General features: G+C 39.0%; 16 protein-coding genes and 1 tRNA gene. 8 read left to right on the forward strand and 9 right to left on the reverse strand.

Translation table 11 applies throughout. The annotated features are described in order from the left end of the window. Nucleotides 1–8: 8 nt before the first annotated feature. From DQ356_RS03575 to DQ356_RS03585, 3 genes are read left to right on the forward strand one after another with little or no spacing between them, the layout of a single operon-like run. A complete protein-coding gene (locus DQ356_RS03575; protein WP_394337242.1) occupies nucleotides 9–431 on the forward strand; it encodes a deoxycytidylate deaminase in 423 nt (140 codons plus the stop codon). Nucleotides 432–453: 22 nt separating this feature from the next. Then, on the forward strand, nucleotides 454–1380 hold the full coding sequence (gene xerD, locus DQ356_RS03580; RefSeq protein WP_114303086.1) for a site-specific tyrosine recombinase XerD: 927 nt from the start codon (nucleotides 454–456) through the stop codon (nucleotides 1378–1380). Further along, a complete protein-coding gene (locus tag DQ356_RS03585) occupies nucleotides 1377–1883 on the forward strand; it encodes an NUDIX hydrolase (RefSeq protein ID WP_114303087.1) in 507 nt (168 codons plus the stop codon). Before xerD ends, DQ356_RS03585 begins: the two co-directional genes overlap by 4 nt. A 35-nt stretch (nucleotides 1884–1918) precedes the next feature. On the opposite strand, the gene DQ356_RS03590 is transcribed toward DQ356_RS03585, so the two are convergent. The 4 genes from DQ356_RS03590 to DQ356_RS03605 form a co-directional block, all read right to left on the reverse strand. Next, nucleotides 1919–2746 (reverse strand): ferric siderophore ABC transporter substrate-binding protein, encoded by an 828-nt coding sequence (locus DQ356_RS03590; protein WP_114303088.1) that lies wholly within the window; start codon nucleotides 2744–2746, stop codon nucleotides 1919–1921. A 17-nt stretch (nucleotides 2747–2763) separates the two neighbouring features. Continuing rightward, entirely contained in the window at nucleotides 2764–3162 is a 399-nt protein-coding gene (locus DQ356_RS03595; RefSeq protein ID WP_114303089.1) for an ExbD/TolR family protein, read from the reverse strand. Between the two features lies 1 nt (nucleotide 3163). Continuing rightward, entirely contained in the window at nucleotides 3164–3859 is a 696-nt protein-coding gene (locus DQ356_RS03600) for a MotA/TolQ/ExbB proton channel family protein (protein WP_228420621.1), read from the reverse strand. A 75-nt stretch (nucleotides 3860–3934) separates the two neighbouring features. Then, complete coding sequence (locus DQ356_RS03605; protein ID WP_114303090.1) at nucleotides 3935–4396, reverse strand: hypothetical protein; 462 nt, start codon at nucleotides 4394–4396, stop codon at nucleotides 3935–3937. 160 nt (nucleotides 4397–4556) lie between these two features. Here DQ356_RS03605 and DQ356_RS03610 point away from each other — a divergent pair, with 160 nt between their 5' ends. Together DQ356_RS03610 and DQ356_RS03615 are read left to right on the forward strand one after the other, a co-directional pair. Further along, nucleotides 4557–6344, forward strand: a complete 1788-nt coding sequence (locus DQ356_RS03610) for a DUF885 domain-containing protein (RefSeq protein ID WP_114303091.1) — start codon at nucleotides 4557–4559, stop codon at nucleotides 6342–6344. A gap of 149 nt (nucleotides 6345–6493) precedes the next feature. Beyond that, nucleotides 6494–6847, forward strand: coding sequence for a response regulator (locus tag DQ356_RS03615; protein ID WP_114303092.1), 354 nt, complete (start codon nucleotides 6494–6496; stop codon nucleotides 6845–6847). Here the strand turns inward: DQ356_RS03615 and nth are convergent. Further along, the gene (gene nth / locus DQ356_RS03620) at nucleotides 6837–7469 is read right to left on the reverse strand and encodes an endonuclease III (protein WP_114303093.1); all 633 of its coding nucleotides are present in this window, start codon (nucleotides 7467–7469) and stop codon (nucleotides 6837–6839) included. The genes DQ356_RS03615 and nth overlap by 11 nt on opposite strands. A 123-nt stretch (nucleotides 7470–7592) precedes the next feature. On the opposite strand from nth, the gene bcp reads away from it, so the two are divergent. Beyond that, entirely contained in the window at nucleotides 7593–8039 is a 447-nt protein-coding gene (gene bcp, locus DQ356_RS03625; protein ID WP_114303158.1) for a thioredoxin-dependent thiol peroxidase, read from the forward strand. Between the two features lie 2 nt (nucleotides 8040–8041). Here the strand turns inward: bcp and DQ356_RS03630 are convergent, their stop codons facing one another. From DQ356_RS03630 to DQ356_RS03645, 4 genes are read right to left on the reverse strand one after another with little or no spacing between them, the layout of a single operon-like run. After that, nucleotides 8042–8752, reverse strand: coding sequence for a hypothetical protein (locus tag DQ356_RS03630; protein ID WP_147267611.1), 711 nt, complete (start codon nucleotides 8750–8752; stop codon nucleotides 8042–8044). Nucleotides 8753–8812: 60 nt separating this feature from the next. Beyond that, entirely contained in the window at nucleotides 8813–9898 is a 1086-nt protein-coding gene (locus DQ356_RS03635; RefSeq protein ID WP_114303095.1) for a mannose-1-phosphate guanylyltransferase, read from the reverse strand. Nucleotide 9899: 1 nt separating this feature from the next. Continuing rightward, the gene (locus DQ356_RS03640) at nucleotides 9900–10487 is read right to left on the reverse strand and encodes a SprT-like domain-containing protein (RefSeq protein WP_114303096.1); all 588 of its coding nucleotides are present in this window, start codon (nucleotides 10485–10487) and stop codon (nucleotides 9900–9902) included. Nucleotides 10488–10541: 54 nt separating this feature from the next. Further along, nucleotides 10542–11891 (reverse strand): TolC family protein, encoded by a 1350-nt coding sequence (locus DQ356_RS03645; RefSeq protein WP_114303097.1) that lies wholly within the window; start codon nucleotides 11889–11891, stop codon nucleotides 10542–10544. 97 nt (nucleotides 11892–11988) lie between these two features. Here DQ356_RS03645 and DQ356_RS03650 point away from each other — a divergent pair, with 97 nt between their 5' ends. Next, the gene (locus DQ356_RS03650; RefSeq protein ID WP_114303098.1) at nucleotides 11989–13227 is read left to right on the forward strand and encodes a bifunctional folylpolyglutamate synthase/dihydrofolate synthase; all 1239 of its coding nucleotides are present in this window, start codon (nucleotides 11989–11991) and stop codon (nucleotides 13225–13227) included. Nucleotides 13228–13260: 33 nt separating this feature from the next. Continuing rightward, nucleotides 13261–13335 (forward strand) — tRNA-Val (locus DQ356_RS03655). The last annotated feature ends 228 nt before the right edge of the window (nucleotides 13336–13563 follow it).

The following is a 13563-nucleotide window of genomic DNA, read 5'->3' on the forward strand; positions in this document are numbered from 1 at the left end:
ATAGTATTTTGAAACCAAATAAATTTGATATTGCTTATCTGAAAATGGCTCGTGAATGGGCGAAACTTTCCTATTGCCACAGAAAACAAGTAGGCGCACTGATCGTAAAAGACCGGATGATCATTTCGGATGGTTATAACGGAACTCCCTCTGGTTTTGAAAACCAATGTGAGGATGAAAACGGAAAAACGCACTGGTATGTTCTGCATGCAGAAGCCAATGCTATTTTGAAACTCGCAGGATCTACACAATCTGCAAAGGATGCTACTTTGTACCTCACCCTTTCGCCGTGTAAAGAATGCAGCAAGCTGGTGCTACAATCCGGCATTTCCAGACTGGTCTATCTTCAGGAGTATTCTGATGATGACGGTATTTCTTTCCTGAAAAACCATGGAATAGAAATACTAAAAGTTCTGGAAGAAGAACTTTAAAAAACACAAAGAAAACACAACTATGAATTGGGATGAAAAATTAAAAGACTTTGAGAATTTTCTCAGGTTCGAGAGAAACTTTTCCGATAACACCTTGGATGCTTATGTTCGGGATATCCGGAAACTGAAAGACTACGCCGAAGTTGAACTTCCCGGTATTGGCCCGGACACCATTACTTACACCCAATTGCAGGAATATCTTTTCGGACTATCAAAATTAAAATTTAGTGAACGTTCACAGGCTCGTTGGATTTCCTCTATTAAAGCTTTTTTCAAATATTTATTAGAAGATGAAATAAGGGAAGACAACCCTTCAAAGCTTCTCGAAGGCCCAAAACTCGGGCTTTATCTTCCTGATACGCTAAGTCTGGAGGATGTAGAAAGAGTTATCAAAGCGATCAATTTGGATACCGATTTAGGGTTGAGAAATCAATGTCTTATAGAAGTTTTGTACGGATGCGGACTCCGCGTTTCTGAACTTATTGAGCTGAAAATTTCTAATATTAATTTCAAAGAAAATTATCTGAAAGTAGACGGAAAAGGAGGCAAATCCCGTTTTGTTCCGCTGGCCGATTACACAACAAGGCTCATTAGGAACTATATCGACCATGTAAGATCTCAATATAAAATTAACAAGAAACATGAAGATATTCTGTTTCTGAACAGCCGCGGCTCTTCGATGTCGAGAGTTATTGTTTTTATAATCATCAAAGAACTTACAGAAAAGGCGGGCATCAGCAAGAAGATTTCGCCGCATACTTTTCGCCATTCTTTCGCGACACACTTATTGCAGAATGGTGCCGATTTGCGTTATATTCAAGAAATGTTGGGGCATTCCAGTATCACAACAACTGAAATTTATACACATTTGAAAACCGAAGAACTCCGCGATGTGATTCTGAATTATCATCCACGAAACATTACAGAAACAGGATCCAGAATTTCATGAGTACATTTCAATACTGTCCCCATTGTGGCCAAAAAACCATCCGTTGGGACAACAGAAAATGGAGTTGCAATTGCGGATTTACGCTCTATCACAATGTTGCGGGAGCGGTTGCCGTTATGATCAGACATAAAAATGAAATCCTTTTTACAAAAAGAAATAATGATCCCCACAAAGACAAGCTGGATCTTGCCGGCGGATTTGTAGATCCTGAAGAAAGTGCTGAGGAAACGTGTAAAAGAGAATTGTGGGAAGAACTAAAGCTGGAAGTAGATTTAGCTTCTCTGCGTTATATTTCCAGCCTTCCGAATATCTATCTTTATAAAGGAATAGATTATCACACCCTGGATCTTTTCTTTGAATATGAAATTCCCGAAAAACCTGAAATTATCCCTGAACTTTCCGAGATCTCTGAAACCCGGTGGATACCCATTCAGGAACTGCGTTTAGAAGATTTAGCATTTGATTCCCAGAAAAAATTCCTTCAAGATTACCTGAAAATCTAAATTAATCTCAATCTGAGATTTTATTTAAAGAAATTTTAAAAAGTAATTCTGTAACTGCCTGTAGACGATGTATTCGCTTTTTCGGCTTTTACATATTGTCTTACCCAAGCAAGCGTGGTGGATACCACACAGGCATCCGAGATTCCACCGGAACGTCTCGCTGAGGTAACATTCCCTGCTTGATCCACAACATAAGCGATCGTAATACTTCCACTTGCTTCGCAATTATGACTGGGTTGCGAACCACCTCTTCCCATTGTTCCCGGAATAAATCCAACAAGTTTTCGGTCGATGCCTATCCGGCTGTCTCCATTTCCATCTCCACCCAACGGATCTCCTGCATTTCCTGTAGTTCCGCTTGTTCCCTGGCTTCCGGCATTATTTCCCCGTCCGCGGATCAGATTTCCTACAGCGGCTGTTCCTTTTCCGTCGCCTTGTGATTTGGGCGTTGTGGTAGAGGATTTCACAGATGCTGAAGAAGGTTTATTTCGGACAACGGGTTGCGGAGCAGCTTTTTTCACATTTTCCTTTTTCTCCGTCTTCGGAGTGGTCATACTTATATTATTTCCAGTAATCACCTTTTCATTTACCGCCGGTGAAGTTATGGCGACAGGTTGGGGTTGCGTCATTTTATCTGAGGAAGCAAAACTTCCTTCCTGGGGAGCAGGCTCTTCCGTCCCGTCGCCATCCCGGAGATCACCAAAATTGATCAACATGGTGGTAATTTCTTGGGGTGGAATCACAGTTCTTGTAAACTGATAGAAAAATATTCCTAAAAACACCAGTAACGAAAACACAAACGTGATCACCGCACTTTTTCTCCGGTCATTCTGTTCATTTCTCTTATGTTGCAGTGTATACATTTATTTAAAAATAGTATTTATTCCTCAGTAATGGTGGCAATCGCTAAATTAAAATGGTGCGTTTCTGCAATTCCCATAACGAAAACCACATCTTTATGAATAGCATTTTCATCAGCTCTGATAGTAAAAGAAGGATTTTCATTTCCGTTTAAAACATTTACCAAATGATTTTCCAGCTGTTCTTTGGCTATTTCTTCATCATTTACAAAGTATTTGCCATCTTTGGTGATGGTTACCGTTGCGGGATCCTGTGCATTTGCTTGTTCGGAAGTAGCTTTAGGCAGTTTCACATCAATAGCGCTTTGGCTGATGGCAGAACTGGTAATCATAAAGAAAATCAGCAACAGAAATATAATATCTGTCATGGATGCCATGCTGAATTCCGCACTTACTTTATTTCTCCTTTTCAACTCCATATTACAACGGTTTGTTGAGGGTATCTAAAAATTCGTTAACATGAGTTTGTATTTTCAAAACCAGGCGATCGACATTGGTAACCAGAATATTATAAAAGAAATACGCTGGAATCCCTACAAATAAGCCGACTGCCGTGGTTGCCATTGCAGTATAAATTCCAGAAGCCAGTAATTTTGGGCTTACCGCTCCGGTAACATTTGAGATTTCAAAAAATGCCATAATCATCCCGACCACGGTTCCCAGAAACCCTAACATGGGAGCTGCCCCAGCTGCAGATGCAAGAATATTGAGGTTTTTTTCCAGCTTGGAAACTTCCAGTTGTCCCTGATTTTGCATGGCATTGGAAATATCAGAAATTGGCCTTCCGATTCTGGCCAGCCCTTTTTCTATCATTCTTGCTTCAGGAGAATCAATACTTTTACAATAGTCAACGGCGGTCTGTATTTTTCCGTCCTGTATGAAATCCCTAATGTTTTCCAGAAAATTAGGAGTCGGTTTGGAAGCTCTTTTGATGAAAAAATACCTTTCGAGGAAAATATAAAGTGCCAGAATTCCCAATAGAAAAATAGCAATCATAATGGAATTTCCCACAATTCCACCGCTGAACAAAACGTCCCAAAGTGAAAAAACATGGATTTCCGGTTCCTGAACCGTGGGTGTTACTGCCGTTGTAATAACCTGTGTACTGTCCTGCATAGTATTGTTTAGTATTTATAGTAACGAAAATCACCTTCCGTTAGTATGATGAAATTATTTACGTTATGATTTTTATTATTCGTCGCCAACTTCAGGATCTTCATGTTTGAAATGACATTTCAATCTGAAAGGAACCGGTGAGTCCAAACCGGTATAAAAATCACTAATCATCCCTTTCCAAACGAGTTGTAGAACTTCTTCATCATTAGTATTGAAAGTGAGTTCATTATCATAAAGATATGCGTCCTCATCATCATATAAATCTACTTCTGTGAAGGTGTTTTCATCATCATCAGAAATCAGGAAAGTGTGTTCTTCGAGATTTTGCGAATCAATAGGAAAATCAAAAACATTCAGAGAGAGCTGTGGAAAATGATACTGTAATGAGTCGTCCTCTACATGATCAAGACAGTCATCCGTCTTTATTTCTACTTCCAGAAGATGCTGTTTATTGCTGTAAACTGCTTTGCAGTAAGTATTTGTAATATGATATTTTAAGGTCTCGTCGGGGTGATAAATTTTCAAAATCCCTTTCATTTTACTTTAAAGAATTGAATGTAAATATTTGATTTTTAAACGCATTGAACAAAGATAAAAAATTGCCCGGTTACGCAAAACATTTTAGCCGATATTTTGTCTAGCGAAGGGTTGTATGAAGAGAAATTTAAAATTAATTTAGCATAGCAAAAAAGAAAACATGAACAACAAGATTCACCTGCTCTTTTTCATATTTGTGACACTGCTCACAGCATGTCAAAAAAAACAAAGTGTAGAAGAAAAAAAACCTTCAGCAAATATAGACTCGGTTGCGGCAAAATATTATGAACAATATCTAAAATTTTATCCTCTCGAAGCCACGGCTCAGGGAGATGGCAGATACAATGATCAACTTCCAATAAATATCAGCAAAGATTTTATTTCTGAAGAAATCGCTTTTTATACTTCGGTTCAGGATCTTCTGAAACAGGTGGATTATAAGAACTTAACAGATGATAAAAAGGTAATTTTTGATGTGCTCGATTTTACCCTCAAAGATAGAATAGAACGCTACGCCTATCATCCGCAGTATATTCCTTTTACACAATTTGGCGGATTGCCGTTAGATTTTCCTCTCTTAGGCAGCGGAAAAGGAAGCCAGCCTTTTCATACTGAAGAAGATTATAACAATTGGTTGCGCAGAATGGAGAAATTTCCGGCCTGGATGGACACCGCGACCGAAAATTTTCGTCTGGGAATACAGAATAATATGGTTCTTCCTCGAACATTAGTGATGAAAATGATCGCACAATTGAGAGCTACGGAAATCACTAGCAAAAACCGCAATGAAAACATTTTCTTTGGGCCGCTAAAAGAATTTCCAGCAACAATATCTTCGGCCAGTAGAGAGAAAATTTCTGCTTCATATCACGAAACTATTACCCAAAAAATAATTCCGGCTTATACAGCCATGGCAGATTTTCTGGAAAAAGAATACCTTCCAAAATCCAGAAATACAGACGGATACCACGCCATCGCCAATGGAAAAAACGCTTATGCATATCACGCAAAAAGCTGGACTACGACTAATACTGATGTAGAAAAAATCAGGAAAATCGGCGAAGAAGAAGTAGCCATGCTGCGTTCGGAAATGGAAAAAGTAAAACTTCAATTAGGATTTCAAGGTACTCTGGAAGAATTCTTGGCTCATCTGAAAACCGATCCGAAAGCCATGCCTTATCGTTCCTCCAAAGAAGTACTTGCCGCTTTCAACGAAATTATGAAGAAAATAGAACCCAAATTGGGCTCCATGTTCAGTGTTTTTCCAAAAACGGGTTTTGAAATCCGCCAAACCGAAAAATTTCGGGAAGCAAGTGCAAGTGCAGAATACGTCCAAGGAACACCTGATGGAAAAAGAGCGGGTATTTTTTATATTCCTATTCCCGATCCTTCCAAGTTCAATATAACAAGTGGTATGGAATCTCTCTTTCTTCACGAAGCGATTCCGGGACATCATTATCAGGTTGCTTTGCAGCAGGAAAATGAAAATATTCCAAAGTTCATGCGTTTTGGTTGGTTTGGCGCTTATGGTGAAGGCTGGGCGCATTATTGCGAAACATTAGGCCCGGAATTTGATTTGTACACAAATCCTTATCAGAAAATGGGGTATTTGAGTGATCAGATGCTGCGCGCAGTACGCCTTGTGATAGATACAGGACTTCACACCGGAAGCATGTCCAGGGAACAGGCAATTCAGTATTTTCTGAGCAACGTAGCTTATGATGAAGCCAGCGCAACTGCGGAAATAGAACGTTATATGGCAATGCCCGGACAAGCACTGAGCTACAAAATAGGCTCCATAAAAATACGGGAATTACGAAATAAATATGAAGCAAGCCTAGGAAACAAATTCCACTTAGCCAAGTTTCATGACGAAATCCTCAGCCAAGGTTGCTTGCCATTATCTGTTCTGGAAAGAAAGATGGAATTATGGGCAAATAAACAATAATATTTATTTATCTTTATTCAATTGCTTTTTATTATTATATTTGCTTTGTTATTTTTAAAATAATAAATGTGATTTTTAATACAATAACATCGTGTTACATTCATTAGAATTCATGATTAAAATTGATGTATCCCTAAAAAGGTAAAAAAATGAAAATATTCGTTGTGGACGATAATGAAGATATCTGTACTCTGGTTGAAACCTTGCTGGTTCCGGAAGGTTATTCAGTAACATGCTGTGTAAATCCCATGATCGCCGAAGAAATGATCAGAAAGACAAAGCCAAACCTCATCATTACTGATATGCTGATGTCGGGGGTAGACGGCCTCACTTTAATTAAAAATCTGAAAACCCGGAAAGCAACAAAAGACATCAAAATTATCCTTATGTCCGCCCATCCTCAAACGTTAAAACTAGGCAAAGAAGCCGGAGCCGACGATTATCTTGCCAAACCTTTTGAGATTACTGAACTGATTTACAAAGTGAAAAAAATTATTCAGTAGTTTTTTCTCCGGAAAGCATTCTGCTGATAAAATCTCTTTCTCTATTGCCTCGCGCGGGAGAATATTCCCGGCCGTAAAAAATAATCTGAAGATGCACTTTGTTCCAAGTATTTTTCGGAAAAGCTTTTTTCGCATCTTTTTCTGTTTCCACCACATTTTTTCCTGAAGTAATTTTCCACTGTGTCAGCAACCGGTGAATATGCGTATCGACCGGAAATGCAGGATGTCCGAATGCCTGACTAATCACTACAGAAGCAGTTTTGTGACCTACTCCTGGAAGTTCTTCCAGTTCTTCGAAAGTTTGCGGCACCACGCTGTCATGCTTTTCCACGAGCAATTCCGCCATTCTTTTAAGATTTCTGGCTTTCGTATTGCTCAGTCCTATCTCTTTGATGAGTTCACGGATTTGCTCCACCTCCAAAGCAGCCATTTTCTGCGGCGTATCGGCAACAGCAAATAACTTGGGTGTAACTTCATTTACCTTTTTATCGGTGGTTTGTGCGGAAAGTGCAACAGCAACCAACAACGTAAAAGGATCAGTATGATCCAGCGGAATTGGAGTTTCAGGATATAATTTTTCGAGTTCTCTGAGGATAATTTCGGCTCTTTGCTTTTTGGTCATGTCACTTATAATTCTGATCGCAAACGTAGCATTTTTAAATCAAAATATACCTACACCCTTATTTACCAAAGTAGAAAGACGATTCCTTTTAAATTCCTTATTTTTGAAATTAAAATGAAAGATATGTTGAAAGAAGGAGACCAATTACCGGAGTTTGAACTGAAAAATCAGGACGGAAACATCATCAAATCTACAGAATTTCTGGGCAATAAACTTGTGATTTTCTTTTATCCGAAAGCCAATACGCCAACGTGTACCGTGGAAGCCTGCAACTTGAACGATCATATTTCAACATTGAAAAAGGCAGGATATCAGCTCATTGGAATTTCCGCCGATTCCATAAAAAGACAGAAAAATTTCCATGAAAAATATGGATTTCGTTATGATTTGCTTGCGGATGAAGATCAGCAAGTAGTGAATCAGTTCGGGGTTTGGCAGGAGAAGAAAAATTTTGGGAAAACCTACATGGGAATTGTGCGGGCAACTTTTATTTTCGATGAAAAAGGGATCTGCACAAGAGTGATCGATAAGGTGAAATCTAAAGAAGCCGCAACACAGATTTTGGAATAAAATTAATTTTTTCTCCGGAGTTTCTGAAGTCTTTTCTTCATTTTCTCTGTCATTTTTTTCTGAATTTCCTTCTGTTCTTCCGCTTTTTTCTTCACGTCTTCCATCTGCTGCTTCAGCGCATCGTAATGTGGATTATTGGTGCATTCTTTCCCGTACAATTCGAAATAGGTTCCCAGTTCTTTTTCCTGAGTGATTTTCCCGGTTTTTTTATCAATCCAGACTTCATAATGGTTTTTTTGGAGCGGACATTCTTCTGAAAGCACTTTACCCGCATCCACCACATAAAATGCGCCTGCATCGTAATAATTTGCGGTATAATCTTTAAATCCAAAATCAATTACATAACCTTCTGCTGCTGCAATAATAGCTGCTTCATCACCGTTATCCACGATTCCTACAAACTGTTTCAAAGCCTGAAGATCAGTGATCTGAGAGGTGTTTCCGTCTTTAACATAGTTGATATAAAAATATCCTTCCTGATGAGGACCAATTTGGAAACCGTCGAAAGCCGGCAACATTTCTTCTTTACCCGAAGACTTTACAACGCGGTCTCTTGCATAAACATTGTAGATGAGCGTCCAGGAATCCAGCCGTTCATTAGGAACAATATTGTTAAGAATGTTTTCCGCATTGCTATAGGACGTTTTCTTCGGTTCTTGCGAAAACAGAAAGCTACCCATCAATAAAAACAAAAATAAAAATATTTTTAGCATAATAAATCTTATCGAAATACTTCTAACAGAACAAAAATACTGCGGGAATATTGTACAGGTTCAGATGAATTTATCGCCTTTCTTGAAGTTTTTCAGATCCTGAATATACTCTTTAATCAGCTGATCATTATTCCGCGGACAAATGAGCAGTGCCTTGTCCGTATCCACAATAATATAATTTTTGAGGCCGTCAATAATGGCTGCTTTGTTATGATTTTTGAATCGGATAATATTTCCTTTGGAATTGTAAGAAAGAACGTACTTGGAATTGATGGCGTTTCGGGCTTCATCTTTCTCTGCATTTTCATAAACAGAAGTCCACGTTCCTAGGTCACTCCATCCTAAATCTGCCGGAATCACATACACATTTGTCGCTTTTTCAAGAATTCCGTTGTCGATAGAAATTTTATTTACTTTGGGATAAATGGTTTCAATACAGCGTCTCTCACCCTCCGTATTATACTCGCACGAGCTGAAATGTTCCGTCATTTCCGAAAGATATTCCGCAAAAGCTTTATAAATGCTTTTCACATTCCAGATAAAAATGCCGGCATTCCAAAGGAAATCGCCACTTTCAATAAAAGTTCGTGCAAACTCCAGACTTGGTTTTTCCGTAAATGTTTTTACTTTAAATGCGCCTGCGTTTTTTTCCTCTACAAACTGAATATATCCATACCCCGTATCCGGCCTTGTAGGCGTAATTCCCATCGTGATAAGGTAATCGTTTTCTGCCGCCAACTCAAACGCAAATTCAACTTTTTCCAGAAAAACAGTTTCTTTCAGAATTAGATGATCTGCGGGAAGAACAATAATATTGGCATCTGGATCAATTGCCGCTATTTTATTCGCCATATAAAGATTGCAGGCTGCAGTATTTTTCATCATCGGTTCACCGACAATATTTTCAACAGGAATTTCGGGTAACTGCTGTGCGGTGAGTTCTGTATATTCTTTATTGGTGATAACAAAAATATTTCCCGGAGGCAGAATATTGCTGATTCTGTCGTAGGTTTGCTGAATCATTGTTCGGCCGGTTCCCAGAATATCCTGAAATTGTTTAGGAAATTTTTGTGTACTCATGGGCCAGAATCTGCTCCCGATTCCTCCTGCCATGATGACACAGTAGTTGCTTGAATTCAACACCATTTCAACTTAATTTTTTAACTTTTGCCAGCGGCTTGAAAACGTATTTTTTTCCAGTGCTCAGCCGGGTGCAAAGATAGTTCTTTTTAAGTTTGGTCTCCATCTTGTAATTTTCCTGACGGTAACAGAAAATGGTTCCCTTCTTCAGCGTTTCCACAAAATTTCCTTCTTCTCCGTTGTCGGTATGGAAATATTTCACCAATCCTGTACTGGCAGCAAAACTGGCTTTCGGCGACTTTGAAAATTGCAAAATAACAGGTTGTAAATCCTTGGAATAAACTGATAAACTGTCCATGAGCATCTTTGCAAATTCTTCCTTCCATTCCCTTCCATGCGGCCGGATTCTGTATCCAAACTTTTGAAAAGCAAAAAAATGAGCCATTTCATGGGTGAGGACAAAAAAGAATAATTCCGGAGGCAAAGTAGAGTTGATGGTAATCTGATGCGAATGATCAGGCATTCTTCGGTAATCTCCGAGCTTTGAACTTCTTTCTCTGGAAATCAAAATTTGAATGGGATGTTGCCCCAACCATTGCTGTAGATAGGGCAAAGAATTTTCCGGTAAATATTTCTGTAAAAAATGCGCCGTCATATTACACTTTTGCCTTTAGAATAGTGTTTCACAGGAATAAAGATAGAAATAATTTTACAAAGCTATCGGAATTCCGGCATAGAAATTTAACAGTTTTACGCTGAAAAGATAATTGTATTTGGCTTGCGCTATAGAACCTTGCGCATTCGCATAGTTGTTTCTCGCTATATTGACATCATAAATGGTGCTTTTTCCCGCAGCGAAACTTTTTTCAGTAAAATCCAGAGCCAGTCTTGAACTTTCCGCCGCTTCCAGGGCAGCCATATAAGTTTCATAGTTGCTTTGCGCATCGAACTGAGCACGCTGCACATTCTGAAGAACTTCCTGCTTTTGAGCTTCCAGATTATTTCTTGCAATATCTTCGTTTATTTTGCTCTGCTGCACCTGAAGTCTCGTAATTCCTTTGTTAAAAATAGGAATATGGGCGGAAAGGCTGATCTGTTGTCCGAAATTATTTTTGTATTGCTGAAAAAATCCGGCTTCTTTGATAACATTTCCGGTAAGATCTCTTCCTGTAATATCCGTAACAAGCGAGTTAAAATAAGAAGTTCCCAAGCCTGCACCTGCAGTTACCGTTGGCCAAAAAGCAGTTTCTACCACTTCTGTTTGTGCTTCGGCAGCTTTGATTCTTGTTTCCGCAGCTTTGATCTGTGGTTGATTTTGATATGCAGTTTCGATAATATTTTCGGTGGAATGCAGAGGCGGTTGTGGCACTTCGGGGAGCACTACATTTTCCACATCAAAATTTCTGTAATCCTCTATTCTTAGTAATTGAGCCAAGGTAAAAAGGCTTCTTTCGGTATTGATTTCCGCATTTTTAAAATTCTGCTTTTCTCTTGCCAGTCCGGCTTCAGCTTCCGCAAGAACGGTTTGTGGCGTCGCACCTCCTTCTGTGGTTATTCGCGCCCTGTCGTATTGTCTTTGCGCATTCTCCAATGCACTAGCCGAGATCTTCACGATTTCTCTATTCAGAAGAATTTGAAGATATTGCTGTGCCACCTGAAGTGAAATATCATCCTTCACTCTCAGAAGATCGTACTCAGAAGCTTCAAGGTCAAAAGCAGTTTTCCTGACATTTTTCTCCAATCTTCCATTATTAAAAAGCAGAACATCAGCACTCAAACTGGTCGTATTGCTGAAATTATCATTTCGCTGCGTAGTTCCGAAAATATCTCTCCCTTCACCAAAAGAAACTGTATTACCAATGTTTCCGGCTACCGATGGCAGATATTCCCTTTTAGCAATTTGAAGAGAACTTTCCTGCAATTTTCGGTTATAATCTGAACTGATCACTTGCAAGTTATGAGAAACCGCATAATCCACAGCTTCCTGCAGAGTCCATTTTTTTTGTGCCGATACAGACAAAAAAGTACCACTCAACACAAGAAACAGAAGCTTTTTCATAGCAATGTTTTAGAAGATTAGACGAAGGTAAATATAAAATGTTACAAATCCTGACAGGGATATTTTATTAAAAGAAATATTTTTGGACTTTTGCAAAATGACTCAGGAACAATATCAAGATGCTATCGAATGGCTCTTTGCTCAAACTCCAAATTATCAGACCGATGGACAAAAAGCCTATAAACCCGGATTGCAGAATATTTCTGCGCTGTGTGAATTTTTTGGAAATCCGCAAGACAAAATAAAAACCATCCACATTGGCGGAACCAACGGCAAAGGTTCTACGAGCAATATGCTGGCATCGGTAATGCAGGAAGCTCGCTATAAAATCGGGCTGTACAATTCGCCACATCTTATTGATTTTACTGAACGAATCAAAATAAACGGCAAAAACTGCGATCAAAATTTTGTATACGCATTTATTCAGCAAATGAAAAACCTTCCAAAGGATCTTCAGCCTTCTTTTTTTGAAATTACCACCGTTATGGCTTTTGAATATTTTTACCGCCAAAAAGTGGATTTCGCTATTATCGAAGTCGGTTTAGGGGGCAGGCTCGACTCCACCAATATTATCAATCCTCTGGTTTCCGCTATTACCAATGTTCAATTGGATCATCAGGACATTCTTGGCGATACCATCGAAGCAATCGCGAAGGAAAAAGCCGGAATTATTAAAGAAAATACACCCGTAATCTCCGGTGATGAAAACCTGATAGTGAAAAATATTCTGTCCGAAACTGCGAAAGAAAAAAATGCCGCTTTCGTTGATGCCACCTTGATTGAAACTTCACTCTCCTCCGATTTAAAAGGAATTTATCAGAAAAATAACATCCGTGTTGTGCTAGCTTTGGTGAAGGAGTTAAAAAAAATGGGCGTTCAGATTTCAGACATTGATATAGAAAGAGGGCTTCAAAATGTTGGCTCCAATACCAATTTCATTGGCCGCTGGTTTCAGTTCTCTGAAAAACCGCTCATCATTTGCGACACCGCTCATAATCAGGCCGGACTGGAAATCGTGTTTGAGCAACTGAACGAAATCCCCAAGACAAAACACATGATTTTGGGGTTCGTGAACGACAAGAAAATTGATGAAGTTTTGAAAATTCTCCCTGGCAATTCCCGCTATTATTTTGTAAAACCCGCTATCAGCCGTGGCCGTCATCCGTCGGAATATGAAAAAGAGCTGCAAAATGCCGGAATTCACTATAAAATTTTCGACGATGTACAGTCGGGATATCAAGCTGCAAAACAAGATGTTAATGAAAACGAAATGATCTTTATTGGCGGCAGCAACTTTGTAGTGGGAGAATTTTTAGAAAAAAATTTGCAGAACTAATATTTCGTTGTATATTTGCCGAACCAAAAACAAGGGTTCTTAGCTCAGTTGGTTCAGAGCATCTGGTTTACACCCAGAGGGTCGGGGGTTCGAATCCCTCAGGACCCACAAAATCTCAGAGAAATCTGAGATTTTTTTTGTATTAAATTCAAACCCATTCTAAGAGTCGACCTCGTCTGAGGCGAGATCAGGACCCACAAAAAACTCAATGGAATTGGCCGCACTGACTCATCATTTTGAAAACTAAATCGCACTTCCGGGAAGTCAAATCACAAACACTTCGTGCTTTTCAAAAAAGTGAAAATCAAATCAACTAACTTCAATAACTTTATCTTC

Origin of the sequence: Chryseobacterium lacus, assembly GCF_003336205.1 — a bacterium.
GTDB classification, from domain to species: domain Bacteria; phylum Bacteroidota; class Bacteroidia; order Flavobacteriales; family Weeksellaceae; genus Chryseobacterium_A; species Chryseobacterium_A lacus.

Bases quoted from the DNA above. Each gene is read 5' to 3' on its own strand.
- DQ356_RS03635 (WP_114303095.1), bottom strand. From the start codon at position 9,898: ATGGTGTTGAATTCAAGCAACTACTGTGTCATCATGGCAGGAGGAATC.
- DQ356_RS03630 (WP_147267611.1), bottom strand. From the start codon at position 8,752: ATGCTAAAAATATTTTTATTTTTGTTTTTATTGATGGGTAGCTTTCTG.
- DQ356_RS03590 (WP_114303088.1), bottom strand. From the start codon at position 2,746: ATGTATACACTGCAACATAAGAGAAATGAACAGAATGACCGGAGAAAA.
- DQ356_RS03650 (WP_114303098.1), top strand. From the start codon at position 11,989: ATGACTCAGGAACAATATCAAGATGCTATCGAATGGCTCTTTGCTCAA.
- DQ356_RS03615 (WP_114303092.1), top strand. From the start codon at position 6,494: ATGAAAATATTCGTTGTGGACGATAATGAAGATATCTGTACTCTGGTT.
- bcp (WP_114303158.1), top strand. From the start codon at position 7,593: ATGTTGAAAGAAGGAGACCAATTACCGGAGTTTGAACTGAAAAATCAG.
- DQ356_RS03610 (WP_114303091.1), top strand. From the start codon at position 4,557: ATGAACAACAAGATTCACCTGCTCTTTTTCATATTTGTGACACTGCTC.
- DQ356_RS03585 (WP_114303087.1), top strand. From the start codon at position 1,377: ATGAGTACATTTCAATACTGTCCCCATTGTGGCCAAAAAACCATCCGT.
- DQ356_RS03605 (WP_114303090.1), bottom strand. From the start codon at position 4,396: ATGAAAGGGATTTTGAAAATTTATCACCCCGACGAGACCTTAAAATAT.
- DQ356_RS03640 (WP_114303096.1), bottom strand. From the start codon at position 10,487: ATGACGGCGCATTTTTTACAGAAATATTTACCGGAAAATTCTTTGCCC.
- nth (WP_114303093.1), bottom strand. From the start codon at position 7,469: ATGACCAAAAAGCAAAGAGCCGAAATTATCCTCAGAGAACTCGAAAAA.
- DQ356_RS03600 (WP_228420621.1), bottom strand. From the start codon at position 3,859: ATGCAGGACAGTACACAGGTTATTACAACGGCAGTAACACCCACGGTT.
- DQ356_RS03595 (WP_114303089.1), bottom strand. From the start codon at position 3,162: ATGGAGTTGAAAAGGAGAAATAAAGTAAGTGCGGAATTCAGCATGGCA.
- xerD (WP_114303086.1), top strand. From the start codon at position 454: ATGAATTGGGATGAAAAATTAAAAGACTTTGAGAATTTTCTCAGGTTC.
- DQ356_RS03645 (WP_114303097.1), bottom strand. From the start codon at position 11,891: ATGAAAAAGCTTCTGTTTCTTGTGTTGAGTGGTACTTTTTTGTCTGTA.